We start from the raw sequence: 17,732 nt of genomic DNA, 5'->3' as shown, positions 1-17,732 counted from the left end.
TGCCAGAGCTAGCCAGCGGGTGCATTGTTTGCATGCATGCCTCACAAGCGAACGCGCTTGTGAGAGCCGATGCTGTTGGTGACGGCGCATCTAGCTACTTTGTCAGCTTGATGGTTTATCACCGCAACTCACGGTGCTTCCTTCACTTGGGCTCGATGAGGGCGCTGATGACCATGGATGTCCCAAGATGTTTTGCGTACAACAATCCCATCACGATTTTCAAAAATCGTTTAACTTATTGATTTTATTGGGATTTATATGGTGGGCGGTACAAGGTTCGAACTTGTGACCCCTGCCGTGTGAAGGCAGTGCTCTACCACTGAGCTAACCGCCCAATCGGAATGCTGTCAGAATCAAGGCTGGAAGCGCCATGACAGCCGATTGGAAAGACAAAGATTGTACATGAAATCGACCAAATCTGCCTGATGCTGGAAAACAATCAGGCGGATGGCCCATCGGCGATGGCCCCGGCCGGAGCCTCGATTTCACGCCATAAGCTGCGACCGCCAGCCGCCTTGTCCAGGCCGTCCAGGTAGGTTTCATGCGCCCGCAGGTCCTGCTCGCTGACCTGAATGACCGGCAGGCCGGATGCATCGAAGCGCGCCATCGCGCCGGCGGCCCTAGCGCTGAAACCGCTGCCGCTATCCTCGCCATCGCCGCCCAGCAGCGAATTCTGGCCGCGCGTCATGGCCAGCCAGACCTCGCCCAGCAATTCCGAATCCAGCAGTGCACCGTGCAAGGTGCGGTGCGCATTGGAAATCCCGAAACGATCGCAGAGCGCATCCAGATTGTTGCGCTTGCCGGGGAACATCTCGCGGGCCACCATCAAGGAATCGGTGATCTTGCCGCATAGATCGGGAAACAGCGGTAGCCCGGCCCGTTTCAATTCCGCATTCAGGAACTTCACGTCAAACGCGGCGTTGTGGATGATGACCTCGGCATCGCGTACGAAATCGACCAGTTGCTGGGCGATTTCCGGGAAACGCGGGTGGCCGGACAGGAATTCCGTCGTCAGTCCATGCACCTGCAAGGCCTCGGGGTCGCTGTCGCGGTCCGGGTTCAGATACAAATGCAGGTGGTGATTCGTCACCTGGCGGTTGACGATTTCCACACAGGCCAGCTCGACCACCCGGTGGCCCTGTTCGGGTTCCAGGCCGGTGGTTTCGGTATCCAGGACAATTTGACGCATAGTGCTCGAATATCAGTTGCTGCGGGCCAGGGATTCCACGCCCTGATTGGCCAGGGCATCGGCGCGTTCGTTGCCGGGGTCGCCGGCATGGCCCTTGACCCATCGCCAGTGTAGTTCATGCTGCCCGGCCAAGGCATCCAGGTCCTGCCACAGATCGGCGTTTTTCACGGGCTTTTTGTCGGCGGTGCGCCAGCCCCGCTGCTTCCAATTGGGCAACCATTGCGTCATGCCCTTTTGCACATACACGGAATCCGTGTGCACCGTCACCACACAACGGCGCTTCAACGCTCGCAGCGCCTGAATGACCGCCATCAGTTCCATCCGGTTGTTGGTGGTCAGCGCCTCGCCGCCATGCAGGGTCTTTTCATGCACGCCCTGGCGCAGCAAAGCGCCCCAGCCCCCTGGACCCGGATTGCCTTTGCATGCCCCGTCCGTCCAGATATCCACCTGCGGTTCCGCCATCTGCTTTTTTCCTACTTGAATACTGTCTATCCGGATCAGCGGCGCGCATCGTCCACCTGACTGGCCACAGGCGCTACGGCGCCGCGCCGCATCCGGCGCCGGCGGCTCTTGCGCCAAGCGGGACCGACCAGACGCAGGCTGGACACCCGCTTGACGGCAGCGATAGCATAGACTGCCCCACCTGCCGGCCACCAGCGATCACCGGCGTGTTCCATGAACTGCCAGCGCTGCAACCAGGCAGATGTCGCGCACAAGGGCACGTAACAACCAAAACGACCGCGATCGAGCTCGAAGGATAACAGCTTGAACCAGTCCTTCAGCCGTGACGGCGAGACCTGGGACGGCACCGGAATCGGCAACTGCAGGGCCAGACCCGGCAAGGACTCCCTCAAGCCCCATAGGCTATAGGGATTGAATCCGGTCATCACGACCCGCCCTTCGGGCATCAGCACACGCTCGACTTCGCGCAGCACCTGATGGGGGTCGTTGCACCATTCCAGGGTATGCGGCATGACCATCAGGTCGACGCTCTGGGCATCAAAAGGCAATTGTTCCGGTTCGCAGATCAGGCGCCCGGCCCGGGTGCCAAAAGGAGCGCTGGGGCTATGCGCCCAGACCTTGTGAGGGATGCGGTTGGCCTGCAGCAAATCCCAATGCGGCAGGCCGATTTGTATGGCATGATAACCAAAGGCATTGCCGACCATGGCGTCGACCTGCCGCTGTTCCCAGGCGCGCACATACTGCCCGACCGGTGTTTCCAGCCATTCCGCCAATTCGATCGGCATTGCGCGTTGCGGTGCCACCCAGCCCCCTCCATCATGAATTTCGTCACTCCGACCACTGATGCGCCGGCCTTGCTGACGCCCATCCCCGCCCTATCCGACAATTACATCTGGATGGTACAGAGAAACGGCCACGCCATTGTGATCGATCCCGGCGAAGCAGCGCCGGTACTGGCCCAGCTGACACACGGCCTGATCCTGGAAGCCATCCTGATCACCCATCATCATCACGACCACGTCGGCGGCGTGCAGGCATTACACCAGCGAACCGGGGCCCGCGTCTACGGGCCGCGCCATGAAAACATCCCGATCTGCGACGTCCGCCTGGGCGAACACGACATCGTCGACCTGCCCGGCACCGGTCTGCACTTCCAGGTCCTGGACATTCCCGGCCACACCGCCGGGCACATCGCCTACGTGGGGCACCTGGACACCGAACAGACTGCTATTTTCTGCGGCGATACGCTGTTTGCAGCGGGCTGCGGACGCCTATTCGAAGGCACCCCTGCACAAATGCTCGATTCCTTGGGTAAAATCGGGTGTTTGCCGCCGGATACCTTGGTGTGCTGTGCACACGAATACACGGCGGCTAATATCCGTTGGGCCCTGCAAGTTGAACCCGCCAATGCGGTGCTGCAGGCGCGCGCTCAGGACACGGCACGGCTGCGTGCCCAGGGTCTGCCGACCGTCCCATCACGGCTGGGCCTGGAACTGCAGACCAACCCGTTTCTGCGCACCAGCCACCCAGATGTCCGGGCGGCGGCCAGCCAACATGCCGCCGCGCTGCTGAACACGCCCCAGGCGGTTTTTGCGTGCCTGCGCGAATGGAAAAACGATTTCAAATGATCCTCTCATGAAAATCCTGCGATTGATGCTGCCGCTGATGCTGGTCATACTGGCCGGCTGCGCCACCCACCGCACTTCCACCGATCAACGCCAGGCCTACGTGGCGGAAGACACGTCCCGCACGGTTGACCTGACCCACCCCCCACGCGATATGTGGGACCGCATCCGACGCGGCTTTTCCATCCCCAACCTGCATAGCGAACGCGTCGACTACTGGACCGACTACTACGCCGGGCACCCGCAGTCCGTCCTGCTCATGAGCCAGCGCGCAGGCAAATATCTGTACTACATCGTCGACGAACTGAACCGTCGCGGCCTGCCGACCGAACTGGCCCTGCTGCCCTTCGTTGAATCCGCCTATAACCCCAACGCACTGTCGCGATCCAAGGCCTCCGGCCTGTGGCAGTTCATCCCCAGCACAGGCTTGCACTACAAACTGCAGCAGGACTGGTGGCGCGACCAGCGGCGCGACCCGGTTGCATCCACCCAGGCAGCGCTGGATTACCTCAGCTATCTGTACGATTTTCAGGGCGACTGGTATCTGGCGCTGGCGTCCTACAACTGGGGCGAAGGCGCCGTCAAACGCGCCATGGACAAGGCGGTCAACAACGACAAGCAGCCGATCTACACCCAGCTGGACATGCCCGACGAAACGCGCAACTACGTCCCCAAGCTGCAAGCCATCAAAAACATCATCGCCCGCCCGGACAAATACGGCATCACCCTGCCCAACGTCAGCAACAGCCCCTATTTCACAACCGTCCATAAGTCACGCGATATGGATATCGCCGTGGCGGCTGCGCTGGCCGAAATGCCCCTTGAGGACTTCCGCGCCCTGAATCCGGCGTACAACCGCCCTGTCATACTGGCGCAGCACAACCCCGCGCTGCATCTGCCGCTGGACAAGGTCGATGTCTTCAACGACAACCTGAAAACCTATACGGGCCAACTGACTTCCTGGCAGATCGTGCAACCGACGCGCGGTCAGTCGCTGGCCGCCATCGCCAAATCCCACGGCATCAGCCTGGATCAACTGCGCCAGGCCAACAACCTGACATCCCGGCAGACGCGGGCGACGTCCGCAACCCTGCTGATTCCCGCTACAGAAAACGGAAACAAGGCTGGCATCCGGCTCGCCTCTTACGACCCGGATGACGACCAGCGCGCGGCCCCTCAGGTCGCGGCCCAGACGCGCCCGTCTCAGGCCGCCGACTCGACCAAGCGGGTACATGCCGTACGCCTGACCCAGGCCCCCAGCATCCGCACCCACACGATCCGCAAGGGCGATACCCTGTATTCCCTGGCAAGACGCTACAACACCTCGGTAGACGCCTTGCGCAAGCTGAACAACCTCAAGAACTCATCCCTGTCCACCGGCCAACGCCTGCGCGTGCCCGGTACCGACGTGCAGGGCTAAAAATTCACCAACAGGAATAACACATCATGGGCTTTCTGAACGGCAAACGCATTCTCATCACCGGCGTACTCTCCAACCGGTCCATCGCCTACGGCATTGCGCATGCCTGCCGCGCCCAAGGCGCCGAACTCGCCCTGACCTACGTCGGAGAACGCTTCGAAGATCGAGTGCGCGGTTTTGCCAAGGACCTGGGCAGCGACATCGTCATCCCCTGCGACGTCGGCGACGACGCCCAGATCGACGCGGCCTTTGCCGCCCTGGGCGAGCGCTGGGACGGTCTGGACGGCCTGGTGCATTCCATCGGCTTTGCGCCGCGCGAGGCCCTGGAAGGCGATTTTCTGGACGGCATGACCCGCGAAAACTTCCGTGTCGCCCACGATATTTCTGCCTACAGTTTCCCGGCCCTGGCCAAGGCCGCTCTGCCCCTGCTGGCAGGCCGCAATGGGTCCGTGCTGACCCTGTCCTACCTGGGCGCCGAAAAGGCCATCCCCAACTACAACATGATGGGTCTGGCCAAGGCATCTCTGGAAGCCAGCGTGCGTTACCTGGCGAAATCCCTGGGCAAAAAGGGCCTGCGCGCCAACGGCATTTCCGCCGGGCCGATCAAGACCCTGGCCGCCAGCGGCATCCGCGATTTTTCCAATATGCTGAAATACGTGGAATCCCAGTCCCCCCTGGGCCGCAACGTGACCATCGAAGACGTGGGCAATGCCGCGTCCTTCCTGCTGTCGGACCTGGCCGCCGGCATCACGGGCGAAATCCTGCACGTGGACTGTGGTTTTTCTAATACCGTGCCGGGAATGGACTGATAATCTCATCCACCAGCAACCAGCACCAGGCAGGCCGCCGTGGCGACATCGGAACAGGACAGAACCCGCAGCAAACTGCAGGGCTTTCTGGAAGACAAGCTCAAATGGCACGACTACACCCATCTGGTCGTCGCCGACGACGATATGGATCCGGCCACCTGGTTTTTGCATACCGTTGGTCTGGCCCGGTCCGGACAGCCTGAGCTGATCATCACGGGCACTCTGGATCACGCGCTGGCGATGGACGTCATTTCCGACGTCGTCGCCTACAGCCGCCACCAGGCGGACGGCCTGTCCGACGGGCAGCCGCCGGTCGATGCCGTGCGGATGCCCATTCTGCTGCGGGATGTCTCGACCCCGTTTGTACTGACGCAACGGGTGGCTCAGGCCAGCAGCCGCTTCGGCGGATCGATTCGGGTCTTTCAGATTGTCTGGGCCGATGCGACAGGCCGTTTTCCGGACGATCCGGATTACGACCAGTCGGAAAATCCGCAACAAATGCTGTGGGATGCTGGTCTCAAGCCCTGATCAGGCCATGCGCCCTGTTCTAACTGCGATTTCCGGCGGCTCTACTGGAAAGACAAAAAAGCCCTAGAGCGTTCGTTCTCTAGGGCTTTCTAGACCGTCGCGGACGATCTTGGGTGTGTCTTTGGCGGACAGAGGGGGATTCGAACCCCCGATACGCTATTCACGTATACACGCTTTCCAGGCGTGCGCCTTCAACCACTCGGCCACCTGTCCTGCACACCTGGCACGCATACGCGCCAAGCGAAGTCCGTTATTCTAGCATGAATATATCTGTCAATAGGCTACCGCCCGGGGCGGGCCGGTCGTATATCAGGCCAGGCTGGGCGCTGGCACCGGCACGGCCCCCATGGCGCCCACCATCCGCTCGACATAGCGGGCGATCAGATCGATCTCCAGATTGACAGGAGAACCAATCTGCAGATTGCGCAAGGTCGTGACCTGCACCGTATGGGGAATCAGATTGATGGATATTTCAGTGCCTTCTTCCTGATCGTCCACCCGATTGACAGTCAGGCTGACGCCGTTGACCGTGATGGACCCCTTGTACGCCAGGTATTTCGAGAGGTGCGCGGGCACGATGACGCGCAGCTCCGTGGATTCACCCACGGATTCGAAACACGTCACCTGCCCGACCCCATCGACGTGACCAGCGACCAGATGCCCATCCAGGCTGTCGCCCAGCCGCAGGGCGTGTTCCAGATTGACCTCGCCCTCGCGGTCCAGGCCGCAGGTACGCACCAGGCTTTCTCGCGAGACGTCCACTTCGAACGTGGATTCGTGCAGGGACACCACCGTCATGCAGGCCCCCTGAATCGCGATCGAATCCCCCAGTCGGCTTGCCTGCAGGGGCAGATCGCCCGCCGCAATCACCAATCGCACCCCGGCATCTTCCTGATCACCCAGGGGGCGCACCTCGGTAATACGACCAACCGCCGCGACGATTCCTGTAAACATGAGCATTCCATCCATCAAAATTGCCGTCATCCGGCCTAGGCAGACGGCAGACCGCACGCGGCCCGCAAGGCTTGCCAATGGCCGGCGTGCCGCAGCCGCAGCCGCATGTCCGCGCCCAACTGTACCGCATCCAGAAATTCGAAGCGGTAGGCTCGATCCAGCGCGGGGATGGGCGCCGGCAACGCGGCCAGCCCCTGCCCGGCGCCGACGATACTCGGGGCGACGTAGGCCACCCATTCATCCACATGGCCGCCCGCCACCAACGCGCCTTGCAGTCGAGAACCGGCTTCGACATGGACTTCGTTGATTTCATGATCGCCCAACCAGCGCAGCAAGGCAGCCAAATCCAAGGCGCCGCTGTCGTCCGGCGGCAGCATGATGACACGCACATTGCGCCCGGCCAGGCGAGCGGTCTTGCCGGCGTCCGCGTGCGCGGTAAAAATCCATACAGGATTGCCATTGAACAGCTGCGCCTGTTCCGAAATCGCAAATTGCGTATCCAGCACCGCCCGGATGGGCTGCCGGGTGGTCGGAACGGCGCGCACGTCCAACAGCGGATTATCGGCCTGCACCGTGCCGATGCCGGTCAGCACCATGCACGCTCTGGCGCGCCAGCCGTGACCGTCGGCGCGAGCGGCATCGCCGGTGATCCATTGGGATTGCCCGTCCGACAAAGCCGTATAACCGTCAAAGGACGAGGCTGACTTCAACCACAACCAGGGAGTGCCGCGCGTCATGCGAGCGCAAAACCCAGGGTTCTGCGCCAAGGCATTTTCAGCCAGCAGGCCCACGTCGACGTCGATGCCGGCGGCCCGCAACCGTGCTATCCCCTGCCCCGCCACCCTGGGGTTGGGGTCTTGCATGGCGACCACTACGCGACGGACGCCGGCAGCGATCAAGGCATCGGCGCAAGGCGGTGTGCGCCCCTGGTGACTGCAGGGTTCCAAGGTGACGTAGGCCGTGGCCCCCTGGACATCCTGTTGTTCCTGCTGTGCCGCCCACAAGGCCTGGGCCTCGGCATGCCGACCGCCCGCCTCTTGTGTATGGCCTTCGGCCAGCCAGCGGCCATCGCGCACCAGCACGCAGCCGACGCGAGGATTCGGATTGCTGAGATACAAGGATTGTTCCGCCACCGCCAGCGCCCGCCGCATCCAGCGGTGGTCTTCGGTGGACTGGTGAGCGGCGTCAGGTGTGTTCATCGTCGGCGGCGCGGAATTCATCGATGGCATGCACGAATTCGCGGATGTCCTCGAAGCTGCGATAGACGGATGCGAAGCGGACGTACGCCACCTGATCCAGCTGCCGCAATTCGGCCATGACCAACTCGCCCACATGACCCGAGGAGACCTCGCGCTTGCCGCTGGTCAGCAGACGTTCCTGGATGCGGATCACCGCCGCATCCAGGTCCGGCGCGCTGACGGGGCGTTTGCGCAAAGCCAGGGCCATGCTGGAACGCAGCTTTGCGGGATCGAAATCCGTACGCGTGCCGTTGCGTTTCACCACGGCAGGCATCATCAGGTCGACGCGTTCATAGGTGGTGAAGCGCCGATCGCAGGCCGTGCAGCGCCGACGGCGGCGGATCGTGTCGCCTTCCTCGGAGACCCGTGAATCCACCACCTGCGTATCGACACAGTTGCAGAACGGACACTTCATCGGCCTACCGGGCGCCCTCAGGCGCCCGCCTCCTTAGCGATAAACCGGCAGACGCGCCGTCAGGGCATTGACCTGATCCCGCACACGGGCGATGTTGTCGGCATCGTTGGGATTATCCAGCACGTCGGCAATCAGGTTGCCGGTGAGCTCGGCTTCGGCCTCTTTGAAGCCGCGCGTCGTCATGGCGGGCGTGCCCAGACGGATGCCGCTGGTGACGAAGGGCTTTTCCGGATCATTGGGAATCGCGTTCTTGTTCACGGTGATGTGCGCATCGCCCAGCACGGCTTCAGCAGCCTTGCCGGTAATGCCTTTCGCCCGCAGATCGACCAGCATCACGTGGCTTTCGGTGCGGCCCGAGACGATGCGCAGGCCGCGCTTGACCAGGGTATCGGCCAGCACGCGGGCATTGGCCGCCACCTGAGCGGCGTAGGCCTTGAATTCGGGCTGCAGGGCTTCGCCAAAGGCAACGGCCTTGGCGGCGATGACGTGCATCAGGGGGCCACCCTGGATGCCGGGGAAAATCGCGGAATTGATGATCTTCTCGTATTCGGATTTCATCAGGATCACGCCGCCGCGCGGCCCGCGCAGGGACTTGTGCGTGGTGGTGGTGACGAAATCGGCGTGCGGCACCGGATTGGGGTATTCGCCGCCGGCCACCAGTCCAGCATAGTGGGCGATGTCCACCATGAACAAGGCGCCGTTATCGTGCGCAATGCGGGCCATGCGTTCGAAGTCGATGCGCAGGGAATAGGCCGACGCCCCGCCCACGATCAGCTTGGGCTTGAGCGTGCGGGCGAGTTCTTCCAGCCGGTCATAGTCCAGGGCCTCGTTGGCGTCCAGGCCATAGGAATGGAAGTCGTACAGCTTGCCCGAAGCGTTCACAGGAGAGCCATGCGTCAAGTGACCACCTTCGGCCAAGCTCATGCCTAGCACCTTGTCACCGGGCTTCAGCACCGCCATGTAGACGGCCTGATTCGCCTGGGACCCCGAATTGGGCTGCACGTTGGCCGCTTCCGCGCCAAAGATTTGCTTGACCCGATCAATCGCCAGTTGCTCGACGACGTCGACATATTCGCAGCCGCCGTAGTACCGCTTGCCGGGATAGCCCTCTGCGTATTTGTTCGTCAGTTGCGTGCCCTGGGCCTGCATGACGGCCGGACTGGCGTAGTTCTCGGACGCGATGAGTTCGATGTGCTGTTCCTGGCGGACATTTTCCTGCTGAATAGCTGCCCAGATGGCGGGATCAGCCTTATCAAGAGTACGGGTGCGGTCAAACATGAGGGATCCTGAAGACGAGGGAGAAGGAATCAAGGGGCGCCGCCTGGGCGGCAAAGCAAATCATTCTAGCGCGAAGCCGCCCGATCACAGGGCATGCAAACGCGGATTCAGGGTATAAGTGCCGGTGATCGAGGCCTGGGCCAGCACATGGCCCTGCATGGCCGCCAGCGCCTGCGCCCCCGTAAAGCGCCCGGACACATCGAGTTCGGCGACATCCAACGCATACACGGTCAAGGTATAGCGATGGATGCGGGCGTCGTTCCAGGGCGGGCACGGGCCGTCATAGCCGAAATAATCACCGTTCATGTCGCGATCCGAGGCGAACCATCCGGTGTAGTCATTCAGGCCCTGACGGGTGCCGTCCAGCGACAGCGGGCCGGCCTTGCCGCGCGGCGTAATGCCGCTGGCATAGCTGCCCTCGGCCAGGCTGCGGACATCGGCAGCGACGTCCACCAGCACCCAGTGATAGAAATCCGCGCGCGGCAGATCCGCCGGCACCTCGCGCCCGACCTGATTGACATCGTCGGGTTGGCTGGGTGCATCGGCGTCGACGCACAACACGGCAAAGGAACGGACGCCATCGGGCACGTCCGTCCAGGCCAGATGCGGGTTGTTGTTGCCGGCCAAGGCCACATGATTTTGCGGATCGATGCGCGCGAAGGCATTGTGTTCGGGAATGATCCCTTGATCCGGAAAAGAGTCGCTATGCAGTTTCATGGGGCCTCCGGGGAAAACAGGTCTAGGTCAGCGTGACCTTGGCAAATTTGCGTTTGCCGACCTGCATGACGTACGTGCCGGCGGGCAGCTGCAAGGATTTATCTTCGATGCGGTCGCCGTCGATGCGCACGCCGCCTTGTTCGATATTACGCTGGGCTTCGGACGCCGAGGCCGCCAGGCCGGATTCCCGCAGGACCTTCAGAATGCCCATGGGCGCCGCGCCCGCCGTGATCTCTGGCAAATCGTCAGGGATGGCGCCGTCGCGAAACTGGGCGTTGAAATGGTCCAACGCCTGCGCCCCCTGGCCGCTGCCATGAAAGCGGTCGACGATTTCCTGCGCCAGCATGACCTTGGCGTCGCGGGGATTGCGCCCGCCCGCAATATCCGACTGCAAGGCGGCGATTTCTTCCATTGACCGGAAGGACAACAGTTCGAAATACCGCCACATCAGGGTGTCAGAGATCGACATCAACTTGCCGAACATGGAATCGGGTGCTTCCGTGATGCCGATATAGTTGCCCTTGGATTTGGACATCTTTTCGACACCGTCGGTGCCTTCGAGCAGCGGCATGGTCAACACGCACTGGGGTTCCTGGCCGTATTCCTTTTGCAGTTCACGGCCCACCAGCAGATTGAATTTCTGATCGGTGCCACCCAGTTCCAGATCGGCCTTCAGCGCCACGGAATCGTAGCCCTGCAACAGCGGGTACAGGAATTCATGCACCGAGATCGGTACCCCACCCTTGAATCGCCGGGTGAAATCATCGCGTTCCATCATCCGGGCCACGGTATAGCGCGACGCCAACTGGATCAGGCCGCGCGCGCCCAAGGGATCGCACCATTCGGAGTTGTAGCGGATTTCAGTCCGGCTGGGATCCAGCACCAGGCTGGCCTGAGCGTAGTAAGTCTTGGCGTTTTCCTGGATCTGCTCTGGCGTCAGCGGCGGGCGGGTCGCATTGCGCCCACTGGGATCGCCAATCTGCGCGGTGAAATCGCCAATCAGAAAAATCACCGTATGCCCCATATCCTGCAACTGGCGCATTTTGTTCAGGACGACCGTGTGGCCCAGATGGATATCGGGCGCGGTCGGGTCCAGACCCAATTTGATGCGCAACGGCGTGCCGGTTGCGCGGCTACGGGCCAGTTTGGAGGCAAAATCAGCGGCAACGAGCAATTCGTCGCAGCCCCGCTGAGCCACGCGCAGATCGTGTGCAATCTGGGGGTCGTCGGGGGCGAAAGAGGACGGCATGATAAGCGATCTATCAGAAAAAATTAAAAAGTGCTCGAAAAACCGGAATTAATGCGCTAGCATAACGTGCCATCGCAGCTTCTGTACAACACATTCACGGCTCGAGCAAATGCGGAGCCTCATATTAGCAGAGCCCTCCGCTACAGGTGATCCATCGGGCAGGCCCGCTGTTGCGCATCCATCCATGCGTCGCGCCTGCCGGATCAGACACCCAGCACCGCCCGGACCGACCGAACACCCTACCGCCCATGACGCCTGACGCCCACCAGACACCACGCCACAGACATATCACCCGTAGTCTTCTCTTCGCCGCCGGAGGCCTGTTTCTGACCGCCGCCGCATTGGCCGTCGTCAAACCCGCCCCCCAGCCCGAACCCATTTTCCAAGCCCGCCAGACGCTGGATCTGCCCCCCATGGGCAGCCAGCAACAGGACGCTGCCCCCTATGTCGCCTCGACCCGCATTCGTCGGGGCGATACGGTATCTGCTCTGCTGCATCGCCTGGGGGTCAACGAAGACGGCCTGCTGGTTTTCCTGACCCACGAAAAAGACGCACGTTCGATCTACAAGCTCTACCCAGGCCGCACGATCAAGGCCGCCCTGGACGAACAAGGCAATCTGGTCTGGCTGCGCTATGCCCATACCCCTGGCAGCAGTGTCAAATCCGGCATCGAATCCGCCTGGCTGGAAGTCCGGCCTGATGGCAAAGGCCAGTTCACTGCCCAGGAACGCACTGTCGCCGCGGCGCAGGAAACGCGAGTAGCCGAAGGCGAAATCACCAGCTCGCTGTTCGGCGCGGCGGATGAGGCTCAGGTCCCGGATGCCGTCACCATGGAAATGGTGGACATCCTGGGAAGCCGCATGGATTTCCTGAAAGATCTGCGCAAAGGCGACCGCTTCCGCATCGTCTACGACGCCTACATGCACGACGGCGAAGAGGTCGGCTCGGGCCGCATCCGCGCCTTGGAATTCATCAACAAGGGCAAGACCTACAGCGCTCTCTGGTTCCAGGACGCTCATGGCCAGGGCGGCTACTACGATTTTTCCGGCGCCAGCCTGAAAGGCGCCTTTCTGCGCACGGCCATCAAATTCACCCGGATCAGTTCACGCTTCGGCATGCGCATGCATCCCATCCACAACAAATGGACCGGACACAAAGGCGTCGACTATGCAGCCCCGTCGGGCACCCCGATTCATGCCACGGCTGACGGCACGGTGGACTTCATCGGCAAGCAAAACGGCTACGGCAACGTCATCATCCTGAAGAACTTTGGCAAGTACACCACGCTGTATGCACACCAGAGCCGCTTTGCCAAGGGCCTGAAAAAAGGTGACCGCGTCCAGCAAGGCCAATTGATCGGTTACGTGGGCCAGACCGGCTGGGCAACCGGCCCGCACCTGCACTACGAATTCCGCATCGACAAGAAACCTGTGGATCCCCTGTCGGTCGACCTGCCGGTGGCCCGCCCCCTGAACCAGGCCGATCAAAAGGCATTCCAGGCCCTGGTGACCCGCTATCAGCCGCAAATGACCATGCTGGCGCGCCTGCAAGACAGTCGAATCGAACTCGCCGAACGTTAAAAAAGGGCGGCGCCATGCGCGGCAACTATTTCATCGGCCTGATGTCCGGCACCAGCACGGACGGCGTGGACGGTGTGCTGGCGCAACTATCCGACGCCATCACCGTGCGGGCGTCCGCCAGCCTGCCGCTGCCAGACGCCTTGCGCCGCGAGCTGCTGGCCCTGAACAGCCCTGGCCATAATGAACTGGCCCGAGCCGCCCAAGCCGCGAACGATCTGGCCGATTGCTATGCGCAAGCGGTTGCGTCGCTGCTCGCCCAATCCAGCCTGACAGCAGCGGACATCCACGCCATCGGCGCTCATGGACAGACCGTGCGTCATGTGCCGGAAGCAGGCTATACCCTGCAGATCAACGCCCCCGCCCGACTGGCCGAACGCACCGGCATCGCGGTCGTGGCCGATTTTCGCAGCCGCGATGTGGCTGCCGGCGGGCAAGGCGCCCCACTGGTCCCCGCTTTTCACGCCGCGCGTTTTGGCGTCGGCACTGATCGTGTGGTGCTGAATCTGGGCGGTATCGCCAATCTGACGGTCCTGGACTCCCCCGTCACGGGCTTTGACACGGGCCCCGCCAACATGCTGATGGACGCCTGGGCCCACCAACACACAGGCCGGGCCTACGATCATGATGGCGCCTGGGCGGCACAGGGCCGCTGCGACACGATCTTGCTGGACGCGCTATTGTCGGAACCCTGGCTGGCGTTGCCGCCGCCCAAATCCACAGGCCGAGACCTGTTCAATTCCGACTGGCTGCAGACGCATCTGAATGCCCTGCAGACCAGCCCGTCCCCGGTAGACGTACAGGCCACGCTGCTGCAATTCTCAGTGAAAACGATTGCCCAGGCGATCCGGCAGCATGCCCCTGACACGCGCGAAATCCTGGCCTGTGGCGGAGGCGCCCTGAATCCGGTGTTGATGCAGGCGCTGGCGCTGGCGCTACCCTGCCGCCTGACGACGACAGCTGAATACGGTGTCCCGGTTCAATCCGTCGAAGCCCTGGCCTTTGCCTGGCTGGCGCAGGCGCACGTGCGGGGTCAGCCGGCGTGCCTGCCTGCCGTCACCGGCGCGCGCCACGCAACCATCGCCGGATGCTTATACCCCGCCTGATCAGGGGGTGAACGACGACCCGCAGCCGCAGGTGGTGTTGGCGTTGGGATTGCGGATCACGAACTGCGAGCCTTCCAGGTCGTCCTTGTAGTCGATCTCGGACCCGACCAGGTACTGGAAGCTCATGGCGTCCACCAGCAACTGCACACCATCGCGCTCGATCGTGGTGTCGTCCTCGGCCACGTCCTCGTCGAACGTAAAGCCGTATTGAAAACCGGAACACCCGCCGCCCTGGACGAACACCCGCAGCTTCAAAGCGGCGTTGCCTTCCTCGGTCAGCAGTTCACGGACTTTGGCGGCAGCCGCATCGGTAAAGACCAGGGGGCTGGGCGGAACGTCAAGATTGACGTGCTCGATAGTGCTCATGGTGATGACTCCTGCACGACAGAAGCCGTGCCATTCAAAACTGCGTCCTGTGTGGCGCGAATCGTGTCGCCTTCCAGAATTTCCAGGCGCACCGACTGGATTGCCAAGCCATCCGGAACCTGCAAAACACCGGCGCTACGCTGAAACTGGTCAAACATCAGCGCCAGCGGCCCGACAGCACCAGCCGCTGCTTCCGCACCTGAATCCAAGGCTTGCGGCGGGTTCAGGTCTATTTTAACGGGTTTACCCTGCAAGCGGCCCTGCGCCACAAAACGCATGCGGCCTTTGAAAGGGTCGGCGTTCGGGGCGGCGTTGCGGGTCAGCAGCGCCCGGTAGCGGATGAACTCTCCATCCGCCTGGATATCGAAGGCCCGGATGGCCACCGCCCCGGCAGGCCCGGACGGAATGAGCTGCTCGTAAAAGGCCAGCTGATCCTGAACACGCCCCAACTGCTGCTGCAGCTCGGTCAGCCTGTCCTGCAGCACCCGCTGAGTGCCGGCCTGGACTTCCTCGTTGCTGCGGGCGGCGGCCAGCGCCATCCCATCCCGAGTCGATTCGGCCTGCGCAACGGCCAGCCTGTCTTGCAGATCCTGGATCTTCTGCCGGTCTTCCCCATGCATGCCCAAGTGCATGGCTGCCGCGCCGGCGATGAAGGCCAGCGCCAACGCCAGACACAGGGTCAGGCTCCGGATCAACCAACGCCGGAACCCGCCCGACCGTTCGGTATCGCGAGTCATGCACGCACCCCGTCAGGGCAGCACCGCCACCTGCTGCAGGCCGGTGGTTTCAGGAAAGCCAAACATCAGGTTCATATTCTGCACCGCCTGACCGGCGGCGCCCTTGACCAGATTGTCCTGCACCACCAGGACGACCAAGGTATCGCCGCCTGCCGGCCGATGAACGGCAAGGCGCAGCATATTGGATGCCCGGACCGAACGGGTCTGAGGCAGGCTGCCTGCCGGCATCACGTCGACAAAGGGCTCGTCGGCATACCGCTGCTCGAACAAGGCCTGGAAATCCGTGTCCAGAGCTTCCGGCAGGATGCGCAGATACAGGGTCGAGAACATGCCACGGATCATAGGCACCAGATGCGGCACGAAGGTCAGTCCGACGGGTTCGCCCGCGATGCGGGTCAGACATTCGGAAATTTCCGGGTGGTGGCGGTGGCCCGCCACCGCGTAAGCCGCGAAATTGTCGGCGGCCTCGGAAAACAGGGACCCGACCTGCGTTTTGCGCCCCGCCCCCGACACCCCCGATTTGGAGTCGGCGATGACGTGCGCAATATCGATCAAGGGGCGCCCTGCCTGCAAAAGAGGCGTCAATCCCAGCAGCACCGTGGTGGGATAGCAGCCAGGGTTGCCGACGACCCGCGCCTGGCGGATACGATCACGGTCCAGTTCCGGCAGACCATAGACCGCGTCGCGCAGCACCGCAGGGCAGCTATGCGGCATTTTGTACCACTGCTGGAATGCATCGGTATCCTGCAGGCGGAAATCAGCCGCCAGATCGATGATCCGGACGTCGTGTTCCAGCAGACCGGGCGCCTGTTCCATCGCCACGCCATGCGGGGTGGCAAAAAAGACGACGTCGCACTGGTCCAGCGCAGCGTCTTCGGGCGTCTGAAAACGCAGATCGACATGACCGCGCAGGTTCGGGAACATGTCGGCCACAGGCATGCCGGATTCCTTGCGCGAGGTAATGGCATGCAACTGCACATTGGGGTGCTGCGACAGCAGGCGCAGCAGTTCGACGCCCGTGTAGCCGGTGCCGCCGACAATGCCGACCTTGATGCGTGATGCGGTGATCATGATGATGTCCTGTCAGAGAAGCACGGTCTGCCGAAGCAGTACCGGAACATTGCAAGATTATGGCACGGCCCGCGCGCCGCCCGGACTTCAAAAAGTCACAGCTGGGCGCACAAGCGAAAAACCCCGGCATAGGCCGGGGTTTTTGCATCGCATCGGGTGGTGAACCACCCGAAACAGAATCAGCGCTTGCTGAACTGCTTGCGACGACGGGCCTTGTGGAAGCCGACCTTTTTACGTTCGACAGCGCGAGCATCGCGCGTGACGAAACCAGCCTGCTTCAACGGGGACTTCAGGGTCTCGTCGTATTCGATCAGGGCACGCGTAATGCCATGACGCACGGCGCCGGCCTGGCCGGATTCACCGCCACCATGCACGTTGACGTGAAAGTCGAACGATTCCAGGTGGTTGGTCAGCGCCAGAGGCTGACGCACGACCATGCGGCCGGTTTCACGCGCAAAATATTCGTCGACGGGAAGACCGTTGACGATGATCTTGCCCGTGCCTTTTTTCAGAAACACCCGAGCCACCGAAGTTTTGCGGCGGCCAGTGCCATAATTCCAATTACCGATCATGATGGCCTATCCTCAAATATCCAGGGTTTGCGGCTGCTGCGCGGTATGCGGGTGCTCGGCACCGGCATAGACCTTGAGCTTTTTCGCCATGGCGTAACCCAGCGGCCCCTTGGGCAGCATGCCCTTGACGGCTTTTTGCAGGGCGCGGCCCGGAAAACGCTGCTGCATTTTCTGGAAGTTGGTTTCCGTGATCCCGCCCGGATAGGTGGAGTGACGGTAGTAGCGCTTGTCCTGCGCCTTGGCGCCGGTGACAACGATATCAGCGGCGTTGACGACGACGATGTAATCGCCGGTATCAACGTGCGGCGTGAATTCGGGTTTGTGCTTGCCACGCAGACGGCGTGCGACTTCGCTGGCCACACGGCCGAGGACCTTGCCCTTGGCGTCGATCACAAACCAGTCACGCTTGACTTCATGCG

20 protein-coding genes and 2 tRNA genes are annotated in these 17,732 nt (G+C 62.1%); 6 read left to right on the top strand and 16 right to left on the bottom strand.

Going from position 1 to position 17,732, the window contains the following annotated elements; all coding sequences use genetic code 11:
- Positions 1 to 259: 259 nt before the first annotated feature.
- From WBF69_RS04120 to WBF69_RS04105, 4 genes are all read right to left on the bottom strand, one after another.
- Positions 260 to 334, bottom strand: a tRNA-Val gene (locus WBF69_RS04120).
- Between the two features lie 105 nt (positions 335 to 439).
- The gene (gene dnaQ, locus WBF69_RS04115; RefSeq protein WP_424261512.1) at positions 440 to 1,189 is read right to left on the bottom strand and encodes a DNA polymerase III subunit epsilon; all 750 of its coding nucleotides are present in this window, start codon (positions 1,187 to 1,189) and stop codon (positions 440 to 442) included.
- A 12-nt stretch (positions 1,190 to 1,201) separates the two neighbouring features.
- Positions 1,202 to 1,651, bottom strand: coding sequence for a ribonuclease HI (rnhA, locus tag WBF69_RS04110; RefSeq protein WP_424261510.1), 450 nt, complete (start codon positions 1,649 to 1,651; stop codon positions 1,202 to 1,204).
- 35 nt (positions 1,652 to 1,686) lie between these two features.
- The gene (locus tag WBF69_RS04105; protein ID WP_424261508.1) at positions 1,687 to 2,454 is read right to left on the bottom strand and encodes a class I SAM-dependent methyltransferase; all 768 of its coding nucleotides are present in this window, start codon (positions 2,452 to 2,454) and stop codon (positions 1,687 to 1,689) included.
- A gap of 15 nt (positions 2,455 to 2,469) precedes the next feature.
- Here WBF69_RS04105 and gloB point away from each other — a divergent pair, with 15 nt between their 5' ends.
- The 4 genes from gloB to WBF69_RS04085 are packed head-to-tail and all read left to right on the top strand — an operon-like array spanning position 2,470 to position 6,033.
- Positions 2,470 to 3,279, top strand: a complete 810-nt coding sequence (gene gloB, locus WBF69_RS04100) for a hydroxyacylglutathione hydrolase (RefSeq protein WP_424261505.1) — start codon at positions 2,470 to 2,472, stop codon at positions 3,277 to 3,279.
- Positions 3,280 to 3,286: 7 nt separating this feature from the next.
- Positions 3,287 to 4,696, top strand: a complete 1,410-nt coding sequence (locus tag WBF69_RS04095; protein WP_424261503.1) for a transglycosylase SLT domain-containing protein — start codon at positions 3,287 to 3,289, stop codon at positions 4,694 to 4,696.
- 26 nt (positions 4,697 to 4,722) lie between these two features.
- Complete coding sequence (gene fabI / locus WBF69_RS04090; protein ID WP_424261501.1) at positions 4,723 to 5,505, top strand: enoyl-ACP reductase FabI; 783 nt, start codon at positions 4,723 to 4,725, stop codon at positions 5,503 to 5,505.
- Between the two features lie 39 nt (positions 5,506 to 5,544).
- Complete coding sequence (locus WBF69_RS04085; RefSeq protein WP_424261499.1) at positions 5,545 to 6,033, top strand: DUF4262 domain-containing protein; 489 nt, start codon at positions 5,545 to 5,547, stop codon at positions 6,031 to 6,033.
- Positions 6,034 to 6,155: 122 nt separating this feature from the next.
- Here WBF69_RS04085 and WBF69_RS04080 read toward each other — a convergent pair.
- The 7 genes from WBF69_RS04080 to tyrS all read right to left on the bottom strand — a co-directional run bounded on the left by WBF69_RS04080 (position 6,156) and on the right by tyrS (position 11,884).
- A tRNA-Ser gene (locus WBF69_RS04080) sits at positions 6,156 to 6,246 on the bottom strand.
- 96 nt (positions 6,247 to 6,342) lie between these two features.
- Entirely contained in the window at positions 6,343 to 6,987 is a 645-nt protein-coding gene (locus WBF69_RS04075; RefSeq protein WP_424261497.1) for a riboflavin synthase, read from the bottom strand.
- 35 nt (positions 6,988 to 7,022) lie between these two features.
- Entirely contained in the window at positions 7,023 to 8,186 is a 1,164-nt protein-coding gene (gene ribD / locus WBF69_RS04070; RefSeq protein ID WP_424261495.1) for a bifunctional diaminohydroxyphosphoribosylaminopyrimidine deaminase/5-amino-6-(5-phosphoribosylamino)uracil reductase RibD, read from the bottom strand.
- Positions 8,173 to 8,640, bottom strand: a complete 468-nt coding sequence (gene nrdR / locus WBF69_RS04065) for a transcriptional regulator NrdR (protein WP_424261493.1) — start codon at positions 8,638 to 8,640, stop codon at positions 8,173 to 8,175. The genes ribD and nrdR overlap by 14 nt, the downstream gene beginning before the upstream one ends.
- Before the next feature lie 33 nt (positions 8,641 to 8,673).
- On the bottom strand, positions 8,674 to 9,918 hold the full coding sequence (gene glyA, locus WBF69_RS04060; RefSeq protein ID WP_424261491.1) for a serine hydroxymethyltransferase: 1,245 nt from the start codon (positions 9,916 to 9,918) through the stop codon (positions 8,674 to 8,676).
- A gap of 84 nt (positions 9,919 to 10,002) precedes the next feature.
- A complete protein-coding gene (locus WBF69_RS04055; protein WP_424261489.1) occupies positions 10,003 to 10,635 on the bottom strand; it encodes a YbhB/YbcL family Raf kinase inhibitor-like protein in 633 nt (210 codons plus the stop codon).
- A gap of 22 nt (positions 10,636 to 10,657) precedes the next feature.
- On the bottom strand, positions 10,658 to 11,884 hold the full coding sequence (tyrS, locus tag WBF69_RS04050) for a tyrosine--tRNA ligase (protein WP_424261487.1): 1,227 nt from the start codon (positions 11,882 to 11,884) through the stop codon (positions 10,658 to 10,660).
- 248 nt (positions 11,885 to 12,132) lie between these two features.
- Between tyrS and WBF69_RS04045 the strand changes: the two genes are divergently transcribed.
- Positions 12,133 to 13,464 (top strand): peptidoglycan DD-metalloendopeptidase family protein, encoded by a 1,332-nt coding sequence (locus tag WBF69_RS04045; protein ID WP_424261485.1) that lies wholly within the window; start codon positions 12,133 to 12,135, stop codon positions 13,462 to 13,464.
- 14 nt (positions 13,465 to 13,478) lie between these two features.
- A complete protein-coding gene (locus tag WBF69_RS04040) occupies positions 13,479 to 14,567 on the top strand; it encodes an anhydro-N-acetylmuramic acid kinase (RefSeq protein ID WP_424261483.1) in 1,089 nt (362 codons plus the stop codon).
- Here the strand turns inward: WBF69_RS04040 and erpA are convergent, their stop codons facing one another.
- The 5 genes from erpA to rplM all read right to left on the bottom strand — a co-directional run.
- Positions 14,568 to 14,933, bottom strand: a complete 366-nt coding sequence (erpA, locus tag WBF69_RS04035) for an iron-sulfur cluster insertion protein ErpA (RefSeq protein WP_424261481.1) — start codon at positions 14,931 to 14,933, stop codon at positions 14,568 to 14,570.
- Positions 14,930 to 15,670 (bottom strand): DUF6776 family protein, encoded by a 741-nt coding sequence (locus WBF69_RS04030; protein WP_424261479.1) that lies wholly within the window; start codon positions 15,668 to 15,670, stop codon positions 14,930 to 14,932. The genes erpA and WBF69_RS04030 overlap by 4 nt, the downstream gene beginning before the upstream one ends.
- A gap of 12 nt (positions 15,671 to 15,682) precedes the next feature.
- Positions 15,683 to 16,741 carry an N-acetyl-gamma-glutamyl-phosphate reductase gene (gene argC, locus WBF69_RS04025; RefSeq protein ID WP_424261477.1) on the bottom strand — a complete coding sequence of 353 codons (1,059 nt, stop codon included), beginning with the start codon at positions 16,739 to 16,741 and terminating at the stop codon, positions 15,683 to 15,685.
- Between the two features lie 179 nt (positions 16,742 to 16,920).
- On the bottom strand, positions 16,921 to 17,313 hold the full coding sequence (gene rpsI / locus WBF69_RS04020) for a 30S ribosomal protein S9 (RefSeq protein ID WP_424261475.1): 393 nt from the start codon (positions 17,311 to 17,313) through the stop codon (positions 16,921 to 16,923).
- Between the two features lie 12 nt (positions 17,314 to 17,325).
- Positions 17,326 to 17,732 (bottom strand): 50S ribosomal protein L13 (gene rplM, locus WBF69_RS04015; protein ID WP_424261473.1); only part of this gene is annotated, 407 nt, incomplete at its 5' end.

This window comes from Castellaniella sp. (assembly GCF_049673105.1).
GTDB lineage: Bacteria > Pseudomonadota > Gammaproteobacteria > Burkholderiales > Burkholderiaceae_B > Castellaniella.
This window is presented reverse-complemented; position numbering and strand designations above follow the sequence as displayed.

Bases quoted from the DNA above. Each gene is read 5' to 3' on its own strand.
- dnaQ (WP_424261512.1), bottom strand. From the start codon at position 1,189: ATGCGTCAAATTGTCCTGGATACCGAAACCACCGGCCTGGAACCCGAA.
- rnhA (WP_424261510.1), bottom strand. From the start codon at position 1,651: ATGGCGGAACCGCAGGTGGATATCTGGACGGACGGGGCATGCAAAGGC.
- gloB (WP_424261505.1), top strand. From the start codon at position 2,470: ATGAATTTCGTCACTCCGACCACTGATGCGCCGGCCTTGCTGACGCCC.
- WBF69_RS04095 (WP_424261503.1), top strand. From the start codon at position 3,287: ATGAAAATCCTGCGATTGATGCTGCCGCTGATGCTGGTCATACTGGCC.
- fabI (WP_424261501.1), top strand. From the start codon at position 4,723: ATGGGCTTTCTGAACGGCAAACGCATTCTCATCACCGGCGTACTCTCC.
- WBF69_RS04075 (WP_424261497.1), bottom strand. From the start codon at position 6,987: ATGTTTACAGGAATCGTCGCGGCGGTTGGTCGTATTACCGAGGTGCGC.
- ribD (WP_424261495.1), bottom strand. From the start codon at position 8,186: ATGAACACACCTGACGCCGCTCACCAGTCCACCGAAGACCACCGCTGG.
- nrdR (WP_424261493.1), bottom strand. From the start codon at position 8,640: ATGAAGTGTCCGTTCTGCAACTGTGTCGATACGCAGGTGGTGGATTCA.
- glyA (WP_424261491.1), bottom strand. From the start codon at position 9,918: ATGTTTGACCGCACCCGTACTCTTGATAAGGCTGATCCCGCCATCTGG.
- WBF69_RS04055 (WP_424261489.1), bottom strand. From the start codon at position 10,635: ATGAAACTGCATAGCGACTCTTTTCCGGATCAAGGGATCATTCCCGAA.
- tyrS (WP_424261487.1), bottom strand. From the start codon at position 11,884: ATGCCGTCCTCTTTCGCCCCCGACGACCCCCAGATTGCACACGATCTG.
- WBF69_RS04045 (WP_424261485.1), top strand. From the start codon at position 12,133: ATGACGCCTGACGCCCACCAGACACCACGCCACAGACATATCACCCGT.
- WBF69_RS04040 (WP_424261483.1), top strand. From the start codon at position 13,479: ATGCGCGGCAACTATTTCATCGGCCTGATGTCCGGCACCAGCACGGAC.
- erpA (WP_424261481.1), bottom strand. From the start codon at position 14,933: ATGAGCACTATCGAGCACGTCAATCTTGACGTTCCGCCCAGCCCCCTG.
- WBF69_RS04030 (WP_424261479.1), bottom strand. From the start codon at position 15,670: ATGACTCGCGATACCGAACGGTCGGGCGGGTTCCGGCGTTGGTTGATC.
- argC (WP_424261477.1), bottom strand. From the start codon at position 16,741: ATGATCACCGCATCACGCATCAAGGTCGGCATTGTCGGCGGCACCGGC.
- rpsI (WP_424261475.1), bottom strand. From the start codon at position 17,313: ATGATCGGTAATTGGAATTATGGCACTGGCCGCCGCAAAACTTCGGTG.